Raw genomic sequence first — 2,610 nt, forward strand, 5'->3', positions numbered from 1 at the left:
CATCGACGAGAGATCGAGGTGTTCGTTGCTCGGGAAGGCCCCGAGGAGAGCGGCCACGCGCTCGGCCCAGTCGTGGTCGGACGGGACCGACCTGAGCAGGTAGGCCATCACCGCCAAGGTGTTGTAGACACCGAACTGCTTCGGGGCATCGGTTCCCGAGAGATGTGCGAGGAGCGGTACCGCACCGGACCTCGGCCGTTTCGGGACCACGACCAACTTCCGGTTGAACAGACGCGCATGGTGTGCTGCGACGTTCCGGACGTAGTTGACCGAGGCGAGCCAGCTCAGCATCGTCTTCTTGGTCGGGACGCCGAACTCTCGGGCGATCCGGGTGGCGACGTCGTTCCGGAGACCGCCGTACAGCCGAGCGAGGTGTCCCAGTTCGAGGATTTCGGTGAGTGCCCAGATGGGCATCCGGTCGTCGTACTCGGTTCGGAAGTGTGCGACGAACTGTTCGTCAGAGGAATCCTGTCGGTCTCGCACTCGCTGCAGCCACGCCGTGTGTGCGCTGGAGCCATCCGGTGGGTCGGGCCGAGGTGCAGTGAACGCTCCGGTGTCCGGCTGCTGCGAACTCCGTCCCTGCTCGGTACCGGTCGTGGACCTCGCCGTGTCGGCGGCCGACCTCATCGGTGACCGATGACGATTCACGGAAGGGATAGAGGTATCCGGTGAGGCGGTAGTAGCCGACTTCGCGCAGTACCGATCCCGCGGCGCCCCGATCACCGATGCGGACTCCCTTGGAAGCCAGCTTCCCGATCTGCTCACCGATCGAGAGCCACGGTTTCACGTACTCCATGCGCCCCCCCGAGACAAGAAAATCGGCCCGAGCCGTGAGGCGAGCGGGCCGATCGTGATGCTGAAACCCTACCAGGATCCGCGTCACGGGATCGAGCGCTCTCCACAGGCGTTAGGAGCGTGCATGCGTCCGCCAGGGCGGCGTCAGGGATCCGTTAGGAGCGGACTGGAGGCCCGGCGCAGGATCCAGCATCGGTTCGGCACCACAAGTGGTGCCGGTCCGCGTCACCCGGCGCGGACACCGCAGACCTTCTGGAGTCCCTCGTGTTCGACGTGTTCGTCGTCGCCGGTGTCCTCGCCGTGTTCGGCGTGGTGGCACTGATCGCCAAGGGGGTGGAACGGCTGTGATCGGCATCACCATCGCGGCCGCCGTCCTCGGCATCGCCGCTGTCGTGTACCTCGTCTGGGCGCTCGTGCGTCCGGAGCGCTTCTAGTGGGCGCCGCGGACCTCTGGGCGGGCATCGCCCAGGTCGCCACCCTCGTCCTGCTGCTCGTCGTCGCGTACCGCCCGCTCGGCGACTGGATGGCGAAGGTCTTCACACCCGTCCGGCACAACCGGGTCGAGCGCGGGGTCTACCGGCTGATCGGCGTCGATCCGGACGCCGAGCAGTCCTGGCCCGTGTACCTGCGCGGGGTGCTGCTCTTCAGCGTCGCCGGGCTCCTGCTCGTCTACCTGCTGCAGCGCATCCAGGTCGTCCTGCCCGGCGACCTCGGACTGCCCGGTGTCGGACCCTCGCTTGCGTTCAACACCGCGGCGTCGTTCGTGTCGAACACGAACTGGCAGTCGTACTCGCCCGAGGTCACCCTCGGCTACACCGTGCAGATGGCCGGCCTCGCGGTGCAGAACTTCCTGTCCGCAGCCGTCGGCCTGGCGGTCGCCGTGGCGCTGGTGCGCGGGTTCGCCCGTCGCAAGTCCGGCACCCTCGGCAACGTGTGGGTGGACATCGTCCGCGGGCTGGGCCGGCTGCTGCTGCCCGGGGCGTTCGTCTTCGCGATCGTGCTCGTCGCCGGCGGGGTCGTCCAGTCGTGGGGGAGCGGCACCGACGTCACCACGCTCATCGGTGGCACGCAGCACATCCCCGGCGGGTTCGTCGCCTCGCAGGAGGCGATCAAGGAACTCGGCACGAACGGTGGCGGCTACTTCAACGCGAACTCGGCGCACCCGTTCGAGAACCCGCAGGCGTGGACGAACCTCGTCGAGATCTTCCTCATGCTCGTCATCCCGTTCTCGCTCCCGCGCACGTTCGGGCGGCTCGTCGGGGACGACCGCCAGGGCTACGCGATCCTCGCCGTGATGAGCGCGATCTTCCTCGTCTCGCTGTCGGTCATGTCGATCGCCGAGCTCGGCGGCGGCGGGATCGCCACACACGCCGCCGGGGCCGCGATGGAGGGCAAGGAGAGCCGCTTCGGCATCCTCGGTTCGACGTTCTTCTCGACCGCGACCACCTCGACGTCCACCGGCGCCGTCAACGCGATGCACGACAGCTACACCCCGATCGGCGGGATGATGGCGCTCGTCAACATGATGCTCGGCGAGGTCACCCCCGGCGGCGTCGGCTCCGGCCTGTACGGCATGCTCGTGCTCGCCGTCATCACGGTGTTCATCGGCGGCCTGCTCGTCGGCCGAACCCCGGAGTACCTCGGCAAGAAGATCCGCGCCAAGGAGATGACCTTCGCGGCGCTGTACATCCTCGTCACGCCGACGCTCGTGCTCCTGGCCACCGGGCTCTCGCTCGTGATCCCCGGGGTCCGCGAACAGGTGCTCGGGACGTCGATCTTCAACCCCGGCAACCACGGGCTGACCGAGCTGCTCTA

General features: G+C 67.8%; 4 protein-coding genes. 2 read left to right on the forward strand and 2 right to left on the reverse strand.

The annotated features are described in order from the left end of the window. Both BACI9J_RS24565 and BACI9J_RS24570 read right to left on the reverse strand, forming a co-directional pair. A partial coding sequence (locus BACI9J_RS24565) for an Abi family protein (RefSeq protein WP_236558911.1) occupies nucleotides 1-483 on the reverse strand: 483 nt, incomplete at its 3' end. Beyond that, entirely contained in the window at nucleotides 458-796 is a 339-nt protein-coding gene (locus BACI9J_RS24570) for a hypothetical protein (RefSeq protein WP_236558912.1), read from the reverse strand. The genes BACI9J_RS24565 and BACI9J_RS24570, both read right to left, overlap by 26 nt. Before the next feature lie 343 nt (nucleotides 797-1,139). On the opposite strand from BACI9J_RS24570, the gene BACI9J_RS24000 reads away from it, so the two are divergent. Together BACI9J_RS24000 and kdpA are read left to right on the forward strand one after the other, a co-directional pair. Further along, complete coding sequence (locus BACI9J_RS24000) at nucleotides 1,140-1,229, forward strand: potassium-transporting ATPase subunit F (protein WP_017887940.1); 90 nt, start codon at nucleotides 1,140-1,142, stop codon at nucleotides 1,227-1,229. Continuing rightward, nucleotides 1,229-2,610: potassium-transporting ATPase subunit KdpA (kdpA, locus tag BACI9J_RS24005; RefSeq protein WP_159736805.1), on the forward strand; the 1,382-nt coding region annotated here is incomplete at its 3' end. The genes BACI9J_RS24000 and kdpA, both read left to right, overlap by 1 nt.

Source organism: Arthrobacter sp. 9V (assembly GCF_902506065.1).
Classification (GTDB): domain Bacteria; phylum Actinomycetota; class Actinomycetes; order Actinomycetales; family Micrococcaceae; genus Arthrobacter.